Origin of the sequence: Frondihabitans sp. 762G35, assembly GCF_002074055.1 — a bacterium.
In the GTDB taxonomy this organism is placed as follows: domain Bacteria; phylum Actinomycetota; class Actinomycetes; order Actinomycetales; family Microbacteriaceae; genus Frondihabitans.
Map to the genome: position 1 here is coordinate 3,185,172 of NZ_CP014619.1, position 19,511 is coordinate 3,204,682.

At 72.4% G+C, this 19,511-nt stretch carries 22 protein-coding genes; 14 read left to right on the forward strand and 8 right to left on the reverse strand.

Going from position 1 to position 19,511, the window contains the following annotated elements; genetic code table 11:
* Window positions 1–45 precede the first annotated feature (45 nt).
* From AS850_RS15115 to AS850_RS15135, 5 genes are all read left to right on the forward strand, one after another.
* Window positions 46–1,191, forward strand: a complete 1,146-nt coding sequence (locus AS850_RS15115) for a fatty acid desaturase family protein (RefSeq protein WP_442856893.1) — start codon at window positions 46–48, stop codon at window positions 1,189–1,191.
* A 72-nt stretch (window positions 1,192–1,263) separates the two neighbouring features.
* Entirely contained in the window at window positions 1,264–1,653 is a 390-nt protein-coding gene (locus AS850_RS15120; protein WP_119869865.1) for a hypothetical protein, read from the forward strand.
* A gap of 99 nt (window positions 1,654–1,752) precedes the next feature.
* Complete coding sequence (locus AS850_RS15125) at window positions 1,753–2,784, forward strand: aldo/keto reductase (RefSeq protein WP_119869866.1); 1,032 nt, start codon at window positions 1,753–1,755, stop codon at window positions 2,782–2,784.
* A 103-nt stretch (window positions 2,785–2,887) separates the two neighbouring features.
* Window positions 2,888–4,129 (forward strand): mannosyltransferase family protein, encoded by a 1,242-nt coding sequence (locus AS850_RS15130; protein ID WP_119869867.1) that lies wholly within the window; start codon window positions 2,888–2,890, stop codon window positions 4,127–4,129.
* 137 nt (window positions 4,130–4,266) lie between these two features.
* Window positions 4,267–5,274 (forward strand): glycoside hydrolase family 6 protein, encoded by a 1,008-nt coding sequence (locus AS850_RS15135; RefSeq protein WP_119869868.1) that lies wholly within the window; start codon window positions 4,267–4,269, stop codon window positions 5,272–5,274.
* Window positions 5,275–5,298: 24 nt separating this feature from the next.
* Here the strand turns inward: AS850_RS15135 and AS850_RS15140 are convergent, their stop codons facing one another.
* The gene (locus AS850_RS15140; protein ID WP_119869869.1) at window positions 5,299–6,786 is read right to left on the reverse strand and encodes a cryptochrome/photolyase family protein; all 1,488 of its coding nucleotides are present in this window, start codon (window positions 6,784–6,786) and stop codon (window positions 5,299–5,301) included.
* A 69-nt stretch (window positions 6,787–6,855) separates the two neighbouring features.
* Between AS850_RS15140 and AS850_RS15145 the strand changes: the two genes are divergently transcribed.
* From AS850_RS15145 to AS850_RS15155, 3 genes are all read left to right on the forward strand, one after another.
* Window positions 6,856–7,185 carry an SdpI family protein gene (locus tag AS850_RS15145; RefSeq protein ID WP_119869870.1) on the forward strand — a complete coding sequence of 110 codons (330 nt, stop codon included), beginning with the start codon at window positions 6,856–6,858 and terminating at the stop codon, window positions 7,183–7,185.
* A gap of 79 nt (window positions 7,186–7,264) precedes the next feature.
* A complete protein-coding gene (locus tag AS850_RS15150; protein WP_119869871.1) occupies window positions 7,265–7,828 on the forward strand; it encodes a PadR family transcriptional regulator in 564 nt (187 codons plus the stop codon).
* Between the two features lie 58 nt (window positions 7,829–7,886).
* A complete protein-coding gene (locus tag AS850_RS15155) occupies window positions 7,887–9,659 on the forward strand; it encodes a DHA2 family efflux MFS transporter permease subunit (protein ID WP_119869872.1) in 1,773 nt (590 codons plus the stop codon).
* Window positions 9,660–10,096: 437 nt separating this feature from the next.
* On the opposite strand, the gene AS850_RS15160 is transcribed toward AS850_RS15155, so the two are convergent.
* Both AS850_RS15160 and AS850_RS15165 read right to left on the reverse strand, forming a co-directional pair.
* The gene (locus AS850_RS15160) at window positions 10,097–11,353 is read right to left on the reverse strand and encodes a C40 family peptidase (RefSeq protein WP_119869873.1); all 1,257 of its coding nucleotides are present in this window, start codon (window positions 11,351–11,353) and stop codon (window positions 10,097–10,099) included.
* Between the two features lie 93 nt (window positions 11,354–11,446).
* Window positions 11,447–11,794 carry a LysR family transcriptional regulator gene (locus AS850_RS15165; protein WP_119869874.1) on the reverse strand — a complete coding sequence of 116 codons (348 nt, stop codon included), beginning with the start codon at window positions 11,792–11,794 and terminating at the stop codon, window positions 11,447–11,449.
* 77 nt (window positions 11,795–11,871) lie between these two features.
* Between AS850_RS15165 and AS850_RS15170 the strand changes: the two genes are divergently transcribed.
* A complete protein-coding gene (locus AS850_RS15170) occupies window positions 11,872–12,219 on the forward strand; it encodes an MmcQ/YjbR family DNA-binding protein (RefSeq protein ID WP_119869875.1) in 348 nt (115 codons plus the stop codon).
* A 40-nt stretch (window positions 12,220–12,259) separates the two neighbouring features.
* Here the strand turns inward: AS850_RS15170 and AS850_RS15175 are convergent, their stop codons facing one another.
* Window positions 12,260–13,123: a DUF3105 domain-containing protein gene (locus tag AS850_RS15175; protein ID WP_119869876.1), complete on the reverse strand. Its 864-nt coding sequence runs from the start codon at window positions 13,121–13,123 to the stop codon at window positions 12,260–12,262.
* A gap of 167 nt (window positions 13,124–13,290) precedes the next feature.
* Here AS850_RS15175 and AS850_RS15180 point away from each other — a divergent pair, with 167 nt between their 5' ends.
* From AS850_RS15180 to AS850_RS15195, 4 genes are all read left to right on the forward strand, one after another.
* The gene (locus tag AS850_RS15180; protein WP_119869877.1) at window positions 13,291–13,716 is read left to right on the forward strand and encodes a fluoride efflux transporter FluC; all 426 of its coding nucleotides are present in this window, start codon (window positions 13,291–13,293) and stop codon (window positions 13,714–13,716) included.
* Window positions 13,713–14,093, forward strand: a complete 381-nt coding sequence (gene crcB / locus AS850_RS15185) for a fluoride efflux transporter CrcB (RefSeq protein WP_119869878.1) — start codon at window positions 13,713–13,715, stop codon at window positions 14,091–14,093. The genes AS850_RS15180 and crcB overlap by 4 nt, the downstream gene beginning before the upstream one ends.
* A 75-nt stretch (window positions 14,094–14,168) precedes the next feature.
* Window positions 14,169–15,062: a factor-independent urate hydroxylase gene (gene pucL, locus AS850_RS15190; RefSeq protein ID WP_119869879.1), complete on the forward strand. Its 894-nt coding sequence runs from the start codon at window positions 14,169–14,171 to the stop codon at window positions 15,060–15,062.
* An 8-nt stretch (window positions 15,063–15,070) separates the two neighbouring features.
* Window positions 15,071–15,538: a nucleoside deaminase gene (locus tag AS850_RS15195; protein ID WP_164088482.1), complete on the forward strand. Its 468-nt coding sequence runs from the start codon at window positions 15,071–15,073 to the stop codon at window positions 15,536–15,538.
* A gap of 147 nt (window positions 15,539–15,685) precedes the next feature.
* Here AS850_RS15195 and uraH read toward each other — a convergent pair whose 3' ends face one another.
* Together uraH and uraD are read right to left on the reverse strand one after the other, a co-directional pair.
* Window positions 15,686–16,012: a hydroxyisourate hydrolase gene (gene uraH, locus AS850_RS15200; RefSeq protein WP_119869880.1), complete on the reverse strand. Its 327-nt coding sequence runs from the start codon at window positions 16,010–16,012 to the stop codon at window positions 15,686–15,688.
* Window positions 16,009–16,497: a 2-oxo-4-hydroxy-4-carboxy-5-ureidoimidazoline decarboxylase gene (uraD, locus tag AS850_RS15205; RefSeq protein WP_216819791.1), complete on the reverse strand. Its 489-nt coding sequence runs from the start codon at window positions 16,495–16,497 to the stop codon at window positions 16,009–16,011. Before uraD ends, uraH begins: the two co-directional genes overlap by 4 nt.
* Window positions 16,498–16,516: 19 nt before the next feature.
* Here uraD and AS850_RS15210 point away from each other — a divergent pair, with 19 nt between their 5' ends.
* Entirely contained in the window at window positions 16,517–17,098 is a 582-nt protein-coding gene (locus tag AS850_RS15210; protein WP_119869882.1) for a nucleotidyltransferase family protein, read from the forward strand.
* Window positions 17,099–17,189: 91 nt separating this feature from the next.
* Here the strand turns inward: AS850_RS15210 and AS850_RS15215 are convergent, their stop codons facing one another.
* Window positions 17,190–18,575 carry a serine hydrolase domain-containing protein gene (locus tag AS850_RS15215; protein ID WP_119869883.1) on the reverse strand — a complete coding sequence of 462 codons (1,386 nt, stop codon included), beginning with the start codon at window positions 18,573–18,575 and terminating at the stop codon, window positions 17,190–17,192.
* Window positions 18,576–18,609: 34 nt separating this feature from the next.
* Window positions 18,610–19,494 carry a patatin-like phospholipase family protein gene (locus AS850_RS15220; RefSeq protein ID WP_119869884.1) on the reverse strand — a complete coding sequence of 295 codons (885 nt, stop codon included), beginning with the start codon at window positions 19,492–19,494 and terminating at the stop codon, window positions 18,610–18,612.
* Window positions 19,495–19,511: the final 17 nt, after the last annotated feature.

Consider the following 19,511-nt stretch of genomic DNA (forward strand, 5'->3'; position numbering starts at 1 on the left):
TCACCCCCTCGCGACTGAGAAGTCGATCCCGACTCGGGAGATGACTTGTCAGTCCTCGATGCCCCCACCCTCGTGACCGTCCCCGCGCCGCAGCGCGTCCGCAACAGCGCCGAGCTCCCGGCCGGCTTCCGCGGCACCACCTCGGGCGCGACCTCGAAGCCCGTCAGCACCTACAACGTGCTCCTCGGGCGGGTCCGCGAGGCGGGTCTCCTCAAGCGTCGCCGCGGCTTCTACATCGCCATGTTCTCGATCGTGACCGCGTGCCTCGCGGGAGCCATCACCGGGTCGGTCTTCATCGGCGAGAGCTGGTTCCAGCTCCTGATCGCGGCCGGAATCGGCATCATCTTCACGCAGTACGCCTTCCTCGCCCACGAGACGGCGCACCGCCAGGTCTTCGAGTCCGGGCGCACGAGCGACAACGTCGGTCGCTTCCTCGCCTCGGGCGTCGTCGGCATGAGCTACGCGTGGTGGACCTCCAAGCACACGAAGCACCACGGCAACCCCAACACGATCGGTCGCGACACCGACATCGCGTTCGACACGGTCTCCTTCCTCGAGCAGGACGCGGTCAAACAGCGGGGCCTCATGCGCTGGTTCACGCAGCGTCAGGGCTACGCGTTCTTCCCGATCCTGCTGCTCGAGGGCGTCAACCTGCACCTCATGTCGTACCGCACGGTCTTCGGCCGCAAGAAGGTCGACAAGCGCTCGGTCGAGATCGCGATGATCACGATCCGCTTCGCCGTCTACCTCGGCCTCGTCTTCACGTTCCTGCCGCTCGGGATGGCCTTCGCCTTCGTCGGCGTCCAGCTCGCGATCTTCGGCCTCTACATGGGCTCGGCCTTCGCCCCGAACCACATCGGCATGCCGATCATCCCGGAGGACAGCCGCGTCGACTTCCTCTCCAAGCAGGTCCTCACGTCGCGCAACGTCACCGGCGGCCCGCTGATGACCATCGCCATGGGCGGCCTCGACTACCAGGTCGAGCACCACCTGTTCCCGAACATGGCCCGACCGAACCTCCGCGCCGCCCGCCGCATCGTCCGCGAGCACTGCGCCGAGCACCAGGTGCCCTACACCGAGACGACCCTCTGGTCGGCCTTCGGCACCGTCATCGCCTACCTCAACCGCGTGGGCCTCGCCGCACGACGCCCGTTCGACTGCCCGATGGCCGCGGAGTACCGCCCCCGCTGATCCGGGTCCGACCCCTGTCCGCACGGTGCCCTGTCCGCACCGTGCCCGGCCGGCGTCGTTAGGCTCGGCGACATGGGTGCGATCGACGAGATCCGGGTGACGGAAGCGCGCAGGATGCTCGGGCTCGAGCCCGGCGACGACCTGCCCGCCCGCGCCGCCGCCTGGGTCTCCGCGGGCGCCTCCTCCCCGAGCCTCGACGCCCTCGCGGCCGACGCGAGCCTGCCCGCCGCCCGGGCCCTGCGGCTCCTGCGCTCCACCGCCGTCGAGCTCGACCTCACCTTCGACTCGCTGCAGGAAGCCCGGGCCCACTACCTGCGCGCCACGCTGCCCGACCTGGTGCGGCCCGGCAACACGGCGGCGATCGCCGAGGCCTCGAACTCGCTGACCGATGAGATGACCGGACGGGCGCGTCGCGCCCTGTCGCGGTTCCTCGGTCGGAGCGAACGGCCGCCCGAGAACTGACGCCCGTCGCGCCGGGGCGCCGCTGCTCGATCTCCGCGCGAAACGACCAATCGCTAAACCGGTTGCGTGAGCGCTCACGAAGAGGACTAGCGTCGAGGCATGGACTACAGAAACCTCGGAAACTCGGGTGCCGTCGTGTCGGAGCTGACACTGGGCACCATGACCTTCGGCGCAGAAGCCGACGAAGCCACCTCCCACACCCTCATCGACACCTTCGTCGAGCACGGCGGCACGTTCCTCGACACGGCCGACGTCTACTCGGCCGGAGTCTCGGAGACGATCATCGGCCGCTGGCTGAAGGCGCACCCGACCGAAGCGCAGCAGATCGTCCTCGCGACGAAGGGGCGCTTCCCGATGGGCGACGGCCCGAACGACGTCGGCCTCTCGCGCCGGCACCTCCGCTCGGCCCTCGACGCGTCGCTGACGCGCCTCGGTGTCGACCACATCGACCTCTACCAGATGCACGCGTGGGACGCCCTCACGCCGATCGACGAGACCCTGCGCTTCCTCGACGACGCCGCGGCCGCCGGCAAGATCGGCTACTACGGCTTCTCGAACTACCTCGGCTGGCAGCTCACGAAGGCCGTGCACCGCGCGATCGCGCTCGGCCTCGTCCCGCCGGTCACGCTCCAGCCGCAGTACAGCCTCCTCGTGCGCGACATCGAGCACGAGGTCGTCCCCGCCTCGCTCGACGCGAACATCGGCCTGCTCCCCTGGTCGCCCCTCGGCGGCGGCTGGCTCACCGGCAAGTACGAGCGCGACGTGGCCCCGACCGGTGCCTCGCGCCTCGGCGAGAACCCGGAGCGCGGCATGGAGGCATGGGCGGCCCGCAACGCCGACGAGCGCACCTGGCGCATCCTCGACGCCGTGACCGCCGTGGCCGGAGAGACCGGCGCCACGAAGTCGCAGGTGGCGATCGCGTGGCTCCTGGCCCAGCCCGCCGTCACGAGCGTCATCCTGGGCGCGCGCACGGTCGAGCAGCTCGTCGACAACATCGGCGCCTCCGGCGTCGACCTCTCCGTCGAGCAGGTGTCGCGCCTCAGCGACGCGAGCGCTCCGACCATCGACGACTACCCCTACGGCACCGCAGGAGTCGCCCAGCGTCAGCGCAAGATCACCGGCGGCCGCTGAGAAGCGCCTCCTCCGACCGACGGACGCCCGGGCCCCCACGGCCCGGGCGTTCTCCGTCCCCCGGCTGATGCGGGCGCCCAGGCGCGCGTGAATACAATGACGAGTGCTGGACAGAGACCCGTCGTCGACCCGCGTCGCGACCCGCGAACCGGTCCCGTCGCCGTCCCGCCTCCTGACGCTCGCCTCGAGGGTCCCCACCTGGGCGGCCGTCCTCGGCATCTACGCCGCCTCGCGCGTCTTCTCCACCGTCCTGCTCTTCATCGTCTACCGGATCGCCGCCTCGCATCCCGGCCAGTACGCCGACGGCTACGTCGACGGGGGCCGCGGCACCGGGTTCTTCGGCTTCTCGAACGTCTGGGACGGCGCCTACTACACGTCGATCGCGCAGCACGGCTACCCGCACGTCCTGCCCATCAGCGCCTCGGGCGCGGTCGAGCCCAACTCGTGGGCGTTCCTGCCCTTCTTCCCCTGGACCGTGCGCATCCTGGCCCAGATCACGGGCTGGGACACCGGCGCCGTCGCGGCGGGGGTCGCCACGATCTTCGGCGCTCTCGCGGCGCTCATGCTCCACCGGTTCCTCCGCCTGCGGGTCGACGCCCTCGGCGCCCTCTGGGGCACCACGTTCTTCTGCTTCGGCGCGATGGCCTTCGTCCTGCAGGTCGGCTACGCCGAGAGCATGTTCCTCTTCTTCTGCTTCACCGGGATGTGGGCCCTGCTGACCCGGCGGTACGTGCTCCTGGCGTGGTCGGGCGTCATCGCGTCGTTCACGAAGCCGGGGGCCCTCGCCCTCGCCCTCGCGCTCGCAATCGTCGTCGTCCACCGCCTCTGGACGAAAGACCCCTTCCCCCGCGCCGAGCGGATCGCGGCCGTCGTCGCCGGGCTCGCGATCGCCGCGGCCGGGTTCACCTGGCCGCTCATCGCCGCGGCCGCCACCGGCGTGCCCGACGCCTACCTGAAGACCGAGACGGCGTGGTGGATCTCCTACATCGGCACCGACCACTTCGTGCCGCTGACGCCCTGGTTCCTCTTCGCGATCCGCTACCTCGGGATCCTCGGAGCCGTCGTCGTCCTGGCCATCGTCGCGCTGTGGTTCTGGGGGATGCGCAAGCCGTCGCTCCGGCGACTCGGCGTCGACATCCGCGCGTTCCTGACGGCGTACGCGCTCTACCTCTTCGCCGTCTTCCTGCCGCAGCAGAGCCTGCCCCGCCTGTTGATGCCCCTCGCACCCCTCGTCGCCGTCGACAGCATCACGCATCGCAAGCACCTCCGGCACCTGGTGCTCGGGTCGGGGATGGCGCTCCAGTTCGTCGCCATCGTCACCCTCTGGCTCACCGGCCCTCCGTAGCGGCGGCACCGCCGGAAGCCTCGCCGACGAGCACTCTCGAACGTCGGCGCCGTTGTGTTGGGGCGGCCGCGCGTGATGGACTGGCACTGCGTGCACTGGCGGACGCCCCACCGTCCCTCCTGCCGATCGGGGTCCGCATGACGCACAGACGACGCCGCAGCGTGCTGCTCGCCGTGGCCATCGTCGCCGCGGTCGGGCTCCTCGCCGCCTGCACCTCCGAGACTCCGACCCCGAGGCCGTCGAGCGGGTCGACGCTGCGCGACGAGTCGAACCGCGTGCTCTTCGAGGGCGGCCTCTACGTCCAGCGGGACAGCCTCGCCGCCCGGGCCGCCACCCGCCTCGAGCGCGCGGGCGACGCGACGGCCGCCGGCGCCGCGAGCGCCATCGCGAAGGAGTCCGTCGCGATCTGGCTGGGTGATCAGTACGACGTCGCGCAGGTGCGACGCGTCGTCCGCGAGAACGTGGCCGCCGCCGAGAAGAAGGGCGTCACCCCCGTCTTCGTGACGTACGCCATCCCGCACCGCGACTGCGGCGACTACTCGGCCGGCGGCTGGACCGCCGAGCGCTACCCGGCGTGGACGAAGGCGATCGCCGACACCCTGAAGGGCCACCGCGCCGTCGTCCTCGTCGAGCCCGACTCCCTGGCCATGCTGAGCAACTGTCCAGCCGAGACGGACGTCCGCGTCCCGCTCATCAAGCGGGCCGTCGAGCAGTTCGCCGCGGCCGGCGTCCCCGCCTACCTCGACGCCGGGAACTCCCACTGGGTACCGCCCGCGACGATGGCGGCGCGCCTCGAGGACGCCGGGATCGCCTCCGCCCGCGGGTTCTTCACGAACGTCGCCAGCTTCTACCGGGTCGACCAGGAGCGCGCCTACGCCGAGAAGGTCTCGGCCCTCACCGACTCCTCGCACTTCGTCATCGACGTCTCGCGGAACGGCCAGGGCTGGAAGGGCACCTGGTGCAACCCCTCCGGCACGGGTCTCGGACAGGATCCCCACGTGACCGGTGGCACGGGCGGCCTCGACGCGCTGCTGTGGATCAAGTCGCCCGGCATCAGCGACGGCTCCTGCAACGGCGGGCCCAAGGCCGGGGCCTGGTTCTCCTCCTACGCGCAGGACCTCGTGCGGCTCCGCGCCCGCGACTGACCGGGCTCGGGGCCGGAGCCGTCGTCAGGACAGGGGCTCGCGCTCCCGCTCCTGCGCGACAACGGCCTCCCGGTCGGCGAGGCGACGCAGCCCCGCGAGCGGCTGGGCCATCCGGTGGTTCCGCCGGAGGGCCCCCTCGGTGCGGTCGAGGAAGGCCCAGTAGCCGGCGGTGTAGGGGCAGGCGTCCGGGCCCAGGCGCTTCTTCGGCGAGAAGACGCACCCCGCGCAGTGGTCGGTCATGCGGTCGATGTAGGCCCCGCCGGAGGCGTACGGCTTCGTGGCGACGAGACCGCCGTCGGCGTGCTGCGACATGCCCACGACGTTCGCCGGCATCACCCAGGGCGTCCCGTCGACGAACATGTCGACGAACCAGGCGTTGAGCGCCACCGGGTCGTAGCCCCGCTGGAGCGCCCAGTTGCCGATCACCATGAGCCGCTGGATGTGATGGGCCCAGCCGTGCTCGCGGACGCCGTCGATCGCGTGGTGCAGGCAGTTCGCCTCGATGGCGTCGGGCGTGAGCGTGAGGAACGACTCGGGGAGCGGCTCCGTCGCGGCGAGCGCGTTGTGGCTGACGGTGTAGTCCTCGCCGAGGTGCCAGTAGAGGTGCCACACGTAGTCGCGCCAGCCGGCCACCTGGCGCACGAAGCCCTCGACGCTCGCGAGCGGTGCGCCCCGACCGTGCTCCGCAGCTACGCGCTCGACGACGCGTAGCGGATCGAGCAGGCCGAGGTTCAGCGGGGCGCTCAGGAGCGAGTGCGCCATCGTCCAGTCGCCGGTGAGCGTGGCGTCCTCGAACGGGCCGAAGTCGGCCAGGCGACTCTCGACGAAGTCGTCGAGGGCGCGCTCCGCCTCGCTCTCGGTCGCCGCGAAGCGCCGGGGCCCGTCGGCGCCGACGAGCTGCACCGCGCCCTCGGCCTGCCAGCGGTCGAGATCGTGCCGGACCTCGTCGTCGATGTCGTCCTCCTCGGGCCACCACGGCTCCGGCAGCCCGAGCGTCACGGCCCCCTTCGGCGGCGACGCCCGGTTGTCGTGGTCGTAGTTCCACCGGCCGCCGACGGGCTGGTCGCCCTCCATCAGCAGGCCCGTCCGCTCGCGGGTGGCTCGGTAGAAATCTTCGAGCAGGAGCCGCGACCCCCCGCGCGCGTCCGCCCACTCGCGGAACTGCTCCTCGCTCGTCACGAAGCCCCGACTCGGCAGGATCCGGCAGCCCACCTCGCGCACGAACCGCCGCGCGGCGTAGGACGGCGGGTCGATCACCTCGAGGTCGTCCCGCCCCGTCGATCCCCCCGTCGCCTCGAGCGCCTGCCGGTAGTCGTCGACCCGGTGGTACTCCACGCGGTCGCCGAGCTCGCGGACGCGGTGCCGGAGAGCGGACAGCAGGAGGTGCGCCTTGGCGCGGTGGATCGGGCGACCCGCCACCAGCGAGCGGGCCTCGACCACGAGGATCCTGCCGCCGTCGTCGAAGAGGGACCCGAGCTGACCCGAGAAGAGCCATCTGGTGCGAGCTTCCATGGGGTGCACGGTACCCGTGGCGGCGGTCCCCCGGCACGCGCGGGTCGGCGCGGTCGTTAGGCTTGCTCGGTGATCGTCGCCGCCATCGTCCTCTTCGTCGTCGCCGCAGCGATCGCGGGCACCGCGGGTGCCGCCGCCGCGGGAATCCTGGGGCCGAACCACGTCGCGGGGATCCGGATCCCGGCACTCCTCGCGTCGCCCGAGGCCTGGCGGATCGGCCACCGCCGCGCCCTCTTGCCCCTCGCCGTGGCCGCCGTGATCGCGGTCGCCGCAGGAATCGTCTGCCTCGTGCGGCCCGACTCGGTGGGGGTGCTCGTCGTGGCGATCCTGCTGATCGTGGCGCTGATCGCGTTCGCGGTCGTCCGTGCCGGGCGCGCGGCCCTCGACGTCGAGGGCTGAGACCGCCGCGCCCCGAGCGCGCCGTCCCGATCACTCAGGGCTGTTTGCCGAGGGTGACTACTTGTGCAAGAGTACTCCGGTGTCTTCCATCCGCCTCTTCCTCCTCGACGCCTTCGAGCGACGCGGCGAGATGCACGGGCACCAGATCCGACTGCTCGCCGACGAGGAGCACGTCCACCTCTGGACGGACATCTCCGTCGGCAGCCTCTACGGCGCCATCAAGCGCCTCGCCGCGGAGGGCCTCGTCGAGGTCGTGCGCTCGGAGCGAGCCGGCAACTTCCCGGAGCGCCACGTCTACGCGATCACCGAGGCGGGACGCCGGGCGCTCCACATCCTGCGTGACGACGGCCTCGCCGCCATCACCCTGCGGCCCGACCCCTTCGACCTGGCGCTGACCCGCCTCGACGTCGAACGCCTCGACGAACTCCGGCCTACAGTCGAGGCCAGACTCGCCCGGCTGCACGGGATGCTCGCCGAGACGATCGACCTGAACCAGAAAGCCCTGCCCTTCCTCTCGGTGGCCGAGACGCACGCCATGCGCCACCGGGAACACCGCCTCCGCTCCGAGATCTCCTGGCACGAGCAGCTGCTCGCGGATCTCCCCGCGGTGACGGACGACGAGCTCGTCCGCGCCGCCTCCTGACCCCACCCCCTTCCGTCATCACCCCCGCCGCGCCCGCGGTACGAAAGGCCTTGCTCCCATGACAGACGCGACCGCCACGGCCCAGCGCCAGGCACAGCCCATCCCGAAGGTCGCCTGGCGATCGCTCATCGTGCTCCTGCTGGGCATGTTCATCGCCCTGCTCGACACCACCATCGTCAACGTGGCGCTGCCCACGATCCGGACGTCGCTGAACGCCTCCGAGGCCACCGTCTCCTGGATCATCTCCGGCTACGCGCTCGCGTTCGGCCTCGCCCTCATCCCCGCCGGGCGCATCGGCGACCGCATCGGGCACAAGTGGGTCTTCTTCACCGGCATCGCGCTGTTCACGGCCGCGTCGTTCGCCTGCGGAATCGCGCAGACCGACACGCAGCTCGTCATCTTCCGCGTCGTGCAGGGGCTCGCGGGCGGCATCTACGTGCCCGCCGTCACCGCCTTCATCCAGCTGCTGTTCCCGCCGCAGGCGCGCGGCAAGGCGTTCGCCATCATGGGCAGCGTCATCGGCGTCTCCTCCGCCCTCGGCCCCATCGTCGGCGGACTCCTGATCCAGGCCTTCGGCGACACGGACGGCTGGCGCACCGTGTTCTACGTGAACCTTCCGATCGGTCTCGTCGCCCTCGTCGCGGCCGCCATCCTGCTGCCGAAGCGCGACCCGGCGGCGCAGCGTCCGCCGGCGGGCCTCGACTGGATCGGCGTCGTCCTCGTCTCCGGCGCCCTGGTGGCCCTTCTCGTCCCGCTCATCCAGGGGCAGGACGAGGGCTGGCCGCTCTGGACGTACCTCACCATCGCCGGCGGCGTCGTCCTGCTCGCCGTCTTCGGCGCCTGGGAGGTCTTCTACAGCCGCCGAGGACGCAGCCCGCTCGTTCCGCCGTCGCTGTTCAAGCACCCGCAGTTCACCGGCGGCGTGATCCTCGCGCTCGTCTACTTCGCCGCCTTCACCAGCATCTTCTTCACGATCTCCCTCCTCTGGCAGACCGGCCTCGGCCACAGCGCCCTCGCCTCCGGCGCCGTGACGATCCCGTTCGCGGTCGGCAGCATCCTCGGCTCGTCGCAGAGCAACCGGCTCTCGTCCAGGCTCGGACGCACCGTCCTCATCCTCGGCACGGCCCTCGTGGCCATCTCGCTGATCTCGCTGTGGCTGATCTTCCTGCTCGTCAAGGGCGCGGACCTCACCAGCTGGATGCTGCTCGTCCCCCTCCTCATCGGCGGGATCGGCAACGGGCTCTTCATCGCCCCGAACGCGCAGTTCATCGTCGCCACCGTCGACCGGAAGGACGCGGGCTCCGGCTCGGCCGTCATCGCCGCCATCCAGCGCATCGGCAGCGCGATCGGCATCGCCGTGATCGGCTCGGTCCTGTTCGGCGCGCTCGTCATCCCCAAGGCCGGGAAGCCGACCAGCAACACGCCGCAGGCGATCGCCGACGTCAAGCAGGCGTTCGCCGCCGAGTTCGCGACGAACTTCACCACGGCTGCGGCCCACGCGATGCTCGTCAGCGCGATCTTCGCGGTGGTGGCGTTCGCTCTCGTGTTCGCGCTGCCGAAGCGCGTCGGGGCTCCCGGGCGCGGGGCCGGGTCCGGGTCGTCGCCGAACGCTCGGGGTGGAAGCGCGCCGGTCAGCCCGGACGTCACCGGTGCCGGTGGCGGTGCTGGGTCCGAGGCCGCGGCTCCTGCCGGCGGGTCGCATGGTGCGCACGCCGCGGATCCTGCGCACCCGGCGGAGCCGGTCCACGCCGGACACGGCTCCCACGCCGCGGAGCCGTCGACGTCGCACGGCGCCCACGCTGCCGACGTGGAGCCCGACGCGCGCCCGTAGCCCGCGCCGCCCGTCCCGCCCCGCTCCGCGAGACTCCACAACACGCCGCTCACCTTCGTGAGAACGCGCCAATCGTGGAGTCTCGCGGCATCGGCGCGACCCCCGGGCGACGGCGGGCGCCCGCAGGAGCCGCGGAACCCTCCCGGGCGAGAGTCTCCGGCGGGCCAGATTCCGCCCCCGCGAGACTCCACAACACGCCGCTCACCTTCGCGAAAACGCGCCAATCGTGGAGTTTCACGCGCCGGGTCGCGACATCGCGCCCGCGAGACTCCACGACACGCCGCTCACCTTCGCGAGAACGCGCCAATCGTGGAGTCTCGCCCGCGCGGTCGCGACATCGCGCCCGCAACACTCCACAACACGCCGCTCACCTTCGCGGAAAGACGCCACCCGTGGAGCCGGACGCGTCAGCCGCGCGGCCCGCAGCGGAAGCGCCGCTAGTCGCCGAAGCGGACGAAGTGGTGGGGCTGGTCCCAGATGGGACGCACGCTGATGTGTCCGCCGGGCTTCGGGGCGTCCATGATCATGCCGTTGCCGGCGTAGAAGCCGTCGTGCGCACCGTTGTCGAAGATGACGACATCGCCCGGGACGGCTTCGCTCTCGGGGATGCGGGTGCCGAGGGCATCCTGCGAGGGGACGTAGTGCGGCAGCGAGATGCCGAACTGCGCGTAGACGAACATGATGAAGCCGGAGCAGTCGAACGCCGAGGGGTCGGCGCCACCGTGCACATAGGGAGTGCCGAGGTACTGCAGTGCCACCTGGAACACCTGCGCCCGATCGAGCGGGCTGTTCGAGAAGAGGGGGTGCGCGAGATAGTCGGCCGCCGTCGGACCGGTGTAGGTCGTGTTCGTCTCGGCGAGGCGGTTGGAGATGACCTGCTGCTCGTAGTCGAGCACGGAGGTGGCGCCGTATTCGTCGCGCGAGGCCACGGAGTTGGCGACTCCCGTGGAGACGTCGTATGCCTGGGCGCCGGCGGTCGTCGTGGTCGGCAGATCGGACCCGGACGCGTAGGCCGCACTGCCCCGCTGCTGCAGAACGGGCAGGACGCTGGTCGCCAGGATCCCGACGACGACCGTCGTCACGGCGACGCGCCGGACGGTGTCGACGGCGGTGCGCTTGCGGCGGACCGCAGGAGCCGCGGCCACGACCGCCGAACGACGAGCGACGGCAGGTCGGCGGCTAGGTGCCACGCCGGCCGCGATGCGGCGACGGGGACCGGACGCCGGAGCGGGCGCCGCGACGAAGGTGGAGCGACGCGTCGGCGCGGCCACAGTCTGGGCGGCCACGGTCGGCGCAGCCACGATCGGCATCTGTGCGGTCTGCACACCCGCGCCCACGATCGGCATCGGCGCCGTCTGTACACCGACGAGTTCGGTCGAGGGAGTCACAGCGACAGAAGCCACGACAGCCGCGGGAGCCACGACGGGCGACACCGGCACGAAAGGCGACACCGGCGCGGCAGCATCCGCCGACGACCCGGGGGCGGACAGCGCGGCCGCGGCGGCGGCCTCGCGGGCGGCGCGGGCCGCGCGACGCGGGCTCACGGTGGCGTCGAGCCGGGGTGCCCCGGACGACGGCGAGAAAGCAGCGGATCCGCCCGAGACGGCGACCGCGGCACGACGGCCGCGGCGACGGCCTGCGGGGTCACCGGCCCCGGACACGGAGGTGTCGGGAGTCTGGTCGGGCGAAAGCATCGTCCACCACCATACGGGGTCGACCCCGGCCGAGCCAAGCCTCCCGTCCGCGGGTCGTTGCCCACGGAACCGCTCGACCCGCAGATGCGTCGGTCAGCGCCCCTGACGCTTCGGGAACGGCTTCGGCTCGCCCTTCACCACGGGGGCGCGACCCTTCCCCTTGGAGGCTTTGGCCTTGCCTCCTGCGGGCCTCGGGGGCGGCGGGGGCGGCGTCGACGGCTTGGCCAGTTCCGCCCGGGCGTCCTCGAGCGCGCGCTCGCCGGCGCGGGTCAGGCGCGTCTCGGCGGCACCGCGATCGAACAGGTTCGCGCCGTACTCCGCCTCGACGGCGGCGATCGACGACGTGAGCTTCTGCCGGGAGATGTCGAGCCTCTGCGCCGCGCGCTGGAAGTGCAGCTCTTCGGCGGCGACCACGAAGTGGTGGAGCTGACTGGTCTTCACGGGTCCACGCTACCGCCGCGGCTCCTGCGGAGGGATCCGCCTTGCCCGCACCGGCCCGGGGAGCGCAGGATGCACGCATGGACGAAGACGCTGCCCGCGACGCCTGCGCGAACCTCCCGAGCGCCGAGCTGACCCACCCGTTCGGGTTCGAGACGGCGGTCTACAAGGTGAGGGGCCGGATGTTCGCCGTGGTCCCGCTCGACGGCGAGCGCCCCTCGATCACCCTGAAGAGCGATCCGCAGGATGCCCGGAGCCTCGTCCACGAGCATCCTGCGATCTCGCCCGGCTACCACATGAACAAGGACCACTGGATCACCGTCGACCTCGACGGCGACCTGCCGCAGGGCCTCGTCGACGACCTCATCGCCGAGTCGTACCGGCTCGTCATCGCGAAGCTGCCGAAGGCGCAGCGGCCGATCGCCTGAGTGCCGGTCGCCCGGGGCCGGCCGTGCACGGAGGGCCGCGCTACTCCTGCGCGGTCCCGCTCGGGTTCGCGACGGCGCTGCCGTCGAGCGCCGGCCGACCGCCGGTGAGGACGGGCACGCCGTCGACGGGCTCGCCGTACTCCGGGGAGTACTTCTGGCTGTGCCGGAAGGTGTCGACGAACTCCTGCAGGCGCGGATCGGTCGGGCTGTCGACCCGGAGCTGATGCCCCCACGAGCTGATGACGATCTTCGACGGCAGGCCGGTCGTCCCCCACGGGCTCAGGTCGATGTAGCGGTTCGACTGGCCGGCGGTCTGCTCCTGCTCAGGGATCATCGACTGCTTCGTGACGAAGGCGGTGAGCGCCCGCACGTCGGCCGACGGCAGGGAGGAGTCGTAGGTGATCCACACGGCGCCGTGCTCCAGGTTGTGGACGGCGCGCTCGGTCGGGACCGGCTTCGTGTACACGCCCGCGTTCATCCAGACCGCGTCGTGCGGGCCGCCCACCGGCGGGGTGATGCCGTAGTCGACGGGACCGGTGACGTGGTCGTGCTCGAGGGCCCCGGCGTGAGCTGCGCCGTCACCGGGCCACCCCTCGGTGTCCCACGCGAGGACCCCGGGGACGCCGGAGTCGTCGGTGACGGTCGTGACGCTCGCCTGCTTCGTGGTCGTCTGGCCGGTCGGCGCGGCGGGGACGATCTGCGTGCCGGAACGGATCGCCGGCCCGGGTCTCGACGTCGGCCCGCCCCCCAGTCCGCCGACGGCGATGATCGCGACGACCGCCGCCGTCGCCACGCCCCCGCCGACGATCGCCGCCAGACGCCGTCGCTGCCTCGTCTGCTCGGCGCGCTTCCGCGCCTCGATCTCGGCGCGTCGCCGAGCCACCTTCTCCGCCTTGGTCACCACGGGACGACGCTATTGCCTGCGGCTGAGCGTCGCCACCCGGCCGGGGTCCGGTAGCGTCGAGACGTCGTCGCGCCGGCCCGTCCCGTCTGTCCGTCCCGGCGGCTCGTCACCACCCGCCCGCCACCACCGGCCCGCCACAGCCCGCCCGCTACAGCCCCGAGGAAGAGATGCGCCCCGCCCACCGTCGACCACGCCTCATCCTCCTCGTCGCCCTGGGCGGCGCCCTGGGGACGGCCCTGCGAGAGGCGCTCGCCCTCACCTGGCCCGCTCCCGCGGGCGGCTTCCCGCTCACGATCTTCCTGATCAACGTCGTCGGCGCCTTCGCCCTCGGGTTCCTCCTCGAGGCCCTGTCGCACGGCGGCCCCGACGAGGGCAGGAGACGCGAGGTCCGCCTCTTCGTCGGCACCGGAGTCCTCGGCGGCTTCACCACGTACAGCGCCCTCGCCACCGACACGGCGACGCTGCTCGGCGGTCCCTCCGCCGTGGGCGTCGCCTACGGCGTCGTCTCCGTGGCGGCCGGCTTCCTCACCGCCCTCCTCGGCGTCGCCCTCGCCGCGCGCCTCGCGCACCGTCGCAACAGGGGTGCGCGATGATCGCGCCGCTCGTCTTCCTCGGCATCGCCGTCGCAGGAGGCGCGGGGTCCGTCCTCCGGTTCGTGGTCGACGGCGCCGTGAAGGCCCGTGTCGGCGGGCCGTACCCGCTCGCCACGACGATCATCAACGTGACGGGATCGTTCGGCCTGGGGCTCCTGACCGGCCTGGCCGCGGCCGCGGGGCTGCCCCACGAGTGGCTACTCATGCTCGGGGGCGGACTCATGGGCGGCTACACGACCTTCAGCACCGCCAGCATCGAGACCGTGCGGCTGGCGCAGCAGGGCCGCATCGGGTTGACCCTCCTGAACGGGCTCGGGATGCTCGTGCTGAGCGTCGCGGCGGCGGCGCTAGGGCTCCTGCTCGGCCACCTGGCCTGACCCCGGCCGGGGCGCGCGCACGCCCGGAACCGCACCGAAACACCCCGGTCACATTGGGTTGGCAGAATCGCGGACATGGCGATCATCCTCGGCGAACACCAGTACGGAAAGGCGGAGTCGCGGCTCGTCCGCATCTACCGCGACCAGCCCCGGCACGAGATCCGCGATCTCAACGTGAGCACCGCCCTGCGCGGACCGTGGGAGGCGGCGTACCTCACCGGCGACCAGTCGAACGTCCTGCCGACCGACACGCAGAAGAACACCGCCTACGCGTTCGCGAAGTCGAAGGGCATCGACTCGATCGAGGCGTTCGGCCTGGAGCTCGCCAACCACTTCGTCACCGACATCGACCCGGTGGAGGGCGCCCGGATCGAGATCGAGGAGTACGCCTGGGAGCGCGCGGTCGTCGACGGCGCCGAGCACGACCACACCTGGCTCCGGAAGGGGCAGGAGGTGCGCACCGCCGCCGTCACGGTCGACGCGACCGGCACCTACGTCATCGGCGGCCTCAAGGACCTCGTGCTGCTCAAGTCGACCGGCTCGGAGTTCGCGGGCTTCCTCAAGGACGAGTTCACGACGCTGCCGGAGACCCACGACCGCGTCATGGCGACCGCCCTCGAGGCGCGCTGGCGCTTCTCGACGACCGACGTGCCCTGGGACGAGGTCTACCCCGAGATCAAGCGCCTGATGGTCAAGGAGTTCGCCACGCTGCAGTCGCTGGCGCTCCAGCAGACCCTCTGGCACATGGGGACGGCCGTGATGGAGGCGTTCCCGTTCATCGCCGAGGTGCGCCTCAAGGCACCCAACAAGCACCACTTCGACTACGACCTCGACCGCTTCGGCCTCGAGAACCGCGGCGAGGTCTTCTGGGCGGCCGACCGCGCCTACGGGCTCATCGAGGCGACGCTCCTGCGCGACGACGCACCCCCGGCCCACGATGCGTGGAGGGCCTCGGCCGGCCTGGCATGATCGACAGCATGACCGACCAGGACTGGCTCGCCCAGACGATCGCCCTCGCCGTCGAGAACGTCGCCGAAGGCGGTGGGCCCTTCGGCGCCCTCATCGTGCGCGACGGCCGGATCGTGGCCACGGGCCAGAACCGGGTCACGCGCGACAACGACCCGACGGCCCACGCCGAGGTGGTCGCGATCCGTGCCGCGTGCCGCGAGGTCGGCGACTTCTCGCTCGCCGGCTGCGTCCTCTACACGTCGTGCGAGCCGTGTCCGCTCTGCCTGTCGGCGGCGCTGTGGTCACGCGTCGACCGGGTGGTCTTCGCGGCCGACCGGCACGATGCCGCGCGCGGCGGTTTCGACGACCTGGAGTTCTACGAGCTGTTCGCGCGCGACCGGGCCACCTGGGATCTCCCGGTCGACTCCGTGCGGCCCGCCGACGCGTCGGCGCCGTTCGACGCCTGGCTGAGCGCCGCGGAGCGCACCGACTACTGAGGCGGCGCCGCGCGGGCGCGGGCGGAGCCTGGCGCCGCTGCGCCGCGGCGTCGGAAAACGCCGGTCGTTCCGGTCGAGATCGTCCACGAGAGCCACGATCGGCCCGGGAAGACCGCCGTTTCCGACGGCTCGACGCGGGCGAGCGCCTCAGCTGCCGCGGTACGTGGAGTACGCGAACGGGCTCAGGAGCAGCGGCACGTGATAGTGCTCGGCGGCGTCCGCCACCGCGAAGTCGAGCGTGACGCGCGGGTAGAACGTGGGCGTCGACGTCGCGGCGAAGTAGGCGGCGGTGTCGAACACGAGCCGGTAGGCGCCCGGCTCGAGGGAGTCCGGCCCGAGGGTCGCGACGCGGCCGTCCGCGTCGGTGACGCCGGTGGCGAGGGCGCGGCCCCGAGCATCCTGCAGTTCGACGGCCACGCCCGCCGCGGGTCGACCGACGCTCGAGTCGAGGACGTGCGTGGTCACCTGGCTCACGCGGCGCCGCCGAACAGCTTCTCGAGCCGGAGCAGCGCGATGTCGCGGAGCTCCTCGCCGACGATGGCGAGCTCCGTCTCGTCGTCGAGGGTGAGCCGGCGCTGGAGCTCGTCGACGATCTCGGCGCGACTGCGCCCCGCGGCGCGGATGAGGAAGACGCGGCCGAACCGCTCCTCGTAGGTCGCGTTCCCCTCGAGGAGCGCCTTGTCGAGCTGGCCGTCCTCGCTGTCGACCGCCTCCTGCTCGGCCCGGCTGAACGCGGCGTCGCGGCCGTCGCCCGTGGGCCGCTCGCCGATGCGCGGGTGGGCCGCGACGGCCTCGTCGACCTCGGCGGGGCTGAGGGGCGTCGCCCGGTCGTGGGCGACGCGGTGGAGCGCGGCGAAGTCCGCGAACGGGGCCTCGGCGGCGACGTCGTCGACCCAGCGGCGCACGTGGAGGCTGGCAGCGAGACCCTCGCGCAGCTCGGACTCGGAGACGTCGATCATGGTGTGCTCAACTGTAGCCATGACCCGGCTCGCAGGACTCGTGCTCGCCGCGGGGGCGGGCCGCCGCTACGGCGGTCCGAAGGCGCTGGTGCGCGACGCGGAGGGCGCCCCGTGGCTCCTGCTGGCCCACGACCTGTTGGCGGGCGCAGGATGCACGGACGTCACCGTGGTCCTCGGCGCCGAGGCCGACCGCGCCCGGCATCTCGTCCCGGCCGGGGCGCACACCGTCGTCGCCGACGACTGGGACACGGGCATGGCGGCGAGCCTCCGCGCGGGGCTCGCGGCGGTCGCGTCAAGCGGTGCCGACGCGGAGGCCGTGCTGGTGACGCTCGTCGATCTCCCCGGGCTGCCCGTCGCCGTCGCCCGACGCGTGGCCGAGCGGGTGACGGGGCCGGATGCCCTGGCGCAGGCCGTCTTCGGCGCGAGGCCCGGGCATCCTGCCCTCATCGGACGCGACCACTGGCCGGCGCTCACCGCGTCGCTCGCCGGAGACCGGGGGGCGCGCGCGTACCTGGCGGCGCACGGGGCCGCCGAGGTGGAGTGCGGCGACCTCGCCTCGGGCGACGACGTGGACGTCGCTCCGCCGGAACGGCGCCGCTGAGATCGCTCTCGGCGTCGCCACCGCCGTCTCACGGCGACGCGGAAGGCGATCTCGTCGGCACGCAGCAGACGCCGCGTGCCGCGCCGACGCCTCAGGGCTTGCGCAGGTCGTGGAGCGTCGCGTGCAGCGGCTCGGTCTCCCAGCGCGGCTCGAAGGTCGAGGCCGCGGGGTCGAGGAGGAGGTGCAGCCGGTGCGGCGTCTCGATGAACGCGACGTCGATCGCCACGGACGTGCCCGCGCGCGCGGCACTGACGGCGAGCGGCCCGGTGACGGACCATGCTCCTGCGCCGATCTCGGCCTCGAGCACGTCGTCGCCGTCGACCAGGACCAGGGTCGCCGGCGCGTCGCCGGAGCCCCGCTCGACGCGGACCTCGCGGAACGTGGCGAACCCGACGGGCGCACCCGACGCCTTCGCGAACGTCTGCGCGTCGAGGTCGCCGAGCGGCTCACCCTCGACGGGCGAGAGGGCCGCGGACGCGAGTCGGCGGGCGAGGGCGTCGTCGGCGTCCGCGTCGGTCGGGGCGTCGATCGCGGGGAGCAGGTGCTCCCACGCCGCGTCGAGCACGGCCTGCATGTCGATGCTCTGGCTGGTGATGGCGAGGACCACGTCGTGCTCGGGGAGGACCACGCAGAACTGCCCGTAGGCGCCGTCGCCGCGGAAGCCGTGCCGCGCCATCCAGAACTGGAAGCCGTAGCCCTGCTGCCAGTCGGGGTTCTCCCACTGCGGGTTGTCGATGTGCTTGCGGGTGGCCTCCTCGACCCAGGCCTCGGTGAGGATCCGCTCGCCCTCCCAGACGCCGCGCTGCAGGTAGAGCTGGCCGAGCTTCGCGATCGACTCGGTCGTGGCGTGGAGGCCGCTGTAGCCGAGCTCTCCCCCGGACGCGTCGGTGACCCAGGCGGCCTGCTCGATCCCGAGCGGGTCGAGGAGGCGCGGGCGCAGGTAGTCGAGCAGGGAGCCGCCCGTCACCTTCCGCACGATGGCCCCGAGCGAGTAGGTGCACGGCTGGTTGTAGGCGAAGACGGTGCCCGGCTCCTCGTCGGGCCGCAGGAGCAGGAACCCTCGCACGAGGTTCTCCGGATCGAGGGCCTGAGCGCGCTCGATGGTCTCGTCGGCGTGGCCGCTCGCCATCGCGAGGACGTGACGGACCAGGATGCGCCGGCTCCGCTCGTCGGTGATGTCGGCCTCGAACTCGGGGAAGTAGCTCACGACGGGCGCATCGAGGTCGATCAGACCCTCCTCGACGGCCAGGCCCACCGCGGCGGCGGTGAAGCTCTTGCTGAGCGAGTAGAGCAGGTGCACGCGCTCGGGCTCGTAGGGGGCCCACCAGCCCTGGGCGGCGACACGGCCGTGGCGCAGCAGGAGGAGACTGTGCGGCTCCACGTCGGGAGCCGCGTCGAGCGCGTCGAGGAAGGCGGTCACACCCCCCGCAGCGATTCCGAGGGCGGACGGGGTGCTGAGAGGGAACGTCGTCGTCACCCCTCCACCCTACGGCTGTCCGGCCACGAGCGTCTCAGCTCCAGAACGCGTCGAGCTCCGCGGCGAGGCGGCGGCCCTGCTCGCGGCCGGCGCGGGCCGCGGGGACGCGGGTCGCAGGATCGAGGGGGTTGGCTCCCAGCGCCTCCTGCGAGGCGTCGTCGGCCCAGACGACCCGGACCCGGGCGGGGGCGAGAGCCTCGAGCTGCTCGTCGGGCACGGCCCTGCCGAGCGGCGACACCTCCGCGGAGGGGACGAGGACCAGCACGCGGCGGGCACCGGCGGCGAGGTCGGCGTTGGCGACGGTGCGGGTGCCGCCGTCCATGAAGAGGCGGTCGCCGATCGCGACGGGGGGCCACACCCCCGGCACGGCGCAGCTCGCGGCGACGGCATCGACGAGGTCGGCGCCCGACGAGCGGTCGAAGACGACGAACTCGCCGGTGACGGCATCGACGGCGGGGACGAGGAGCGGTCGCTCCGGCCACTCCCGGCGGGGGAGCCGCGCCTCGATCACGGCGCGGCGGACGGCGGGCGCGGGGGTCTCGGCCTCGCGGGCGACCACGCCCAGGCGCCTCCTGGCCTCCTCCGGCGACGACGCACCGGTGACCGCGTCGGCCATGATGCCGCCGAGGAGCTGCAGGTCGATCGTGGCGGCGAGCTCCGCCGACTCCTCGGCGACCTGCCGCTCGAACAGGTCGGCCACGGGGATGCCGGTGGCGAGCTGGGCGGCGACGGTCGAGCCCGCGGACGTGCCGATGAGGGTGGTCTCGAGCCCCAGAAGCCGCTCGACCAGACCCGGGGACTCGTCGCTCAGCCCGCGCAGGAACCCGGTCTCCCACGCGATGCCGGCGACACCGCCGCCCGCGAGGACGAGGGCGTTCTCGGTCGTGACGGCGGGGTGGTCGCTGCTCTGTCTCTCCATGGGTCGGACTCTACCGA

What these genes read in the sequence shown, in the direction of transcription:
- AS850_RS15120 (WP_119869865.1), top strand. Translation starts at nt 1,264, where the DNA reads ATGGGTGCGATCGACGAGATCCGGGTGACGGAAGCGCGCAGGATGCTC.
- AS850_RS15125 (WP_119869866.1), top strand. Translation starts at nt 1,753, where the DNA reads ATGGACTACAGAAACCTCGGAAACTCGGGTGCCGTCGTGTCGGAGCTG.
- AS850_RS15135 (WP_119869868.1), top strand. Translation starts at nt 4,267, where the DNA reads ATGACGCACAGACGACGCCGCAGCGTGCTGCTCGCCGTGGCCATCGTC.
- AS850_RS15140 (WP_119869869.1), bottom strand. Translation starts at nt 6,786, where the DNA reads ATGGAAGCTCGCACCAGATGGCTCTTCTCGGGTCAGCTCGGGTCCCTC.
- AS850_RS15155 (WP_119869872.1), top strand. Translation starts at nt 7,887, where the DNA reads ATGACAGACGCGACCGCCACGGCCCAGCGCCAGGCACAGCCCATCCCG.
- AS850_RS15160 (WP_119869873.1), bottom strand. Translation starts at nt 11,353, where the DNA reads ATGCTTTCGCCCGACCAGACTCCCGACACCTCCGTGTCCGGGGCCGGT.
- AS850_RS15170 (WP_119869875.1), top strand. Translation starts at nt 11,872, where the DNA reads ATGGACGAAGACGCTGCCCGCGACGCCTGCGCGAACCTCCCGAGCGCC.
- AS850_RS15180 (WP_119869877.1), top strand. Translation starts at nt 13,291, where the DNA reads ATGCGCCCCGCCCACCGTCGACCACGCCTCATCCTCCTCGTCGCCCTG.
- crcB (WP_119869878.1), top strand. Translation starts at nt 13,713, where the DNA reads ATGATCGCGCCGCTCGTCTTCCTCGGCATCGCCGTCGCAGGAGGCGCG.
- pucL (WP_119869879.1), top strand. Translation starts at nt 14,169, where the DNA reads ATGGCGATCATCCTCGGCGAACACCAGTACGGAAAGGCGGAGTCGCGG.
- AS850_RS15195 (WP_164088482.1), top strand. Translation starts at nt 15,071, where the DNA reads ATGACCGACCAGGACTGGCTCGCCCAGACGATCGCCCTCGCCGTCGAG.
- uraD (WP_216819791.1), bottom strand. Translation starts at nt 16,497, where the DNA reads ATGATCGACGTCTCCGAGTCCGAGCTGCGCGAGGGTCTCGCTGCCAGC.
- AS850_RS15210 (WP_119869882.1), top strand. Translation starts at nt 16,517, where the DNA reads ATGACCCGGCTCGCAGGACTCGTGCTCGCCGCGGGGGCGGGCCGCCGC.
- AS850_RS15220 (WP_119869884.1), bottom strand. Translation starts at nt 19,494, where the DNA reads ATGGAGAGACAGAGCAGCGACCACCCCGCCGTCACGACCGAGAACGCC.